Raw genomic sequence first — 1,254 nt, forward strand, 5'->3', positions numbered from 1 at the left:
TCATCGTCCTTTCGTCGTTTCGGATTCCGGTGCGTCCGCGGCGAGGGTCTCCTCGCGCGGGAACGAGCGCATGGTGGGACTCAGGGTCGTGATGACCGCGATCACCGCGATTGCGGCGGCGATCAGCAGGACCGCGTAGGTGCCGGCCACCGCCTGCACGAGCAGGCCGCCGAACGCGGGACCGGCCGCGGCGGACACGCCGGAGATCATCCCCATCACCCCGCTCAGCCGGCCGCGCAGGCGATCGGGGGTGAGCAGGAGCTGGTAGGTGTTGATCGTCGTGTTCGCGGTCGGCGGCAGCAGGGCCATCGCGAAGAACAACGCCCCCATCAGCAGGCCGTTGTCGATGAACACCGCCACCGGGGTGAGCACCGCCAGCGCCCAGAACACCACGATGATCGACGCGTACGGGCTCATCGCCCGGTGCAGGTACGGCGCGAGCAGAGCGCCGCAGATGCCACCCACGCCGAGCATCGCCGCCATGACGCCGATCTCGCCCGAGGAGACACCCCGGCCGGAGACCAGCACGATGATGACGATGTAGTAGGCGCTGAACAGGAAGTTGAGGCTCACCGCGCACAGCACCGTGACCCGCACGTGCCGTTGCCGCCAGACCCAGCGCAGGCCCTCGGCCATCTCCTTGCCCAGATGGCTGTCCGGCCGCTGCTCGACTTCGGAGCGAGGCACGCGCACGAACAGCAACGCCACGAACGAGATCGTGTGCGTGAGCACGTTGAACGCGAACGGCACCAGCCTTCCGACCGCGAAGAGGAAACCGCCCAGCGCCGTGCCCGACAGCTGCCCCACCGCGCCGCGGGCGGAGTTCATCGCCAGTGCCGTCGCCAGCTGCTCCTGCGGCACGATCTTCACCAGCGCGGCGCTTTCGGCCGGCCCGAACAGGCCGTTGCACACGCCCATCAACGCCGCCACCACCACGATGTGCGCCACGCCCAGCACGTCCAGCCAGAGCGCCAGAACCAGGCTGGCGACGGCCAGTGCCTGCGTCGCCTCGGCCGCGAGCATGATCTTCTTGCGGTTCCAGCGATCCACCAGGGCGCCGCCGGGGAGTCCCACCACGACCTGGGCCGCCGCCTCGACGCCCAGCACCAGCCCGGTCGTCGCCGGCGACCCGGTGAGGGCGAGCACCAGCAGCGGGAAGGCGATCATCGACGCGCTGAACCCCGACGCCGACAGCGCCTGGCTGATCCACAGCAGCCGGTAGTCGCGGTTGCGGGACAACGGAACGGTCATGGC

General features: G+C 69.8%; 1 protein-coding gene. It reads right to left on the reverse strand.

Annotated elements, in window-relative coordinates; all coding sequences use genetic code 11:
- The gene (locus ACH413_RS34575; RefSeq protein ID WP_360045650.1) at positions 1–1,251 is read right to left on the reverse strand and encodes an MFS transporter; all 1,251 of its coding nucleotides are present in this window, start codon (positions 1,249–1,251) and stop codon (positions 1–3) included.
- Positions 1,252–1,254 lie beyond the last annotated feature (3 nt).

Origin of the sequence: Lentzea sp. NPDC020367 (genome assembly GCF_044387305.1) — a bacterium.
In the GTDB taxonomy this organism is placed as follows: domain Bacteria; phylum Actinomycetota; class Actinomycetes; order Mycobacteriales; family Pseudonocardiaceae; genus Lentzea.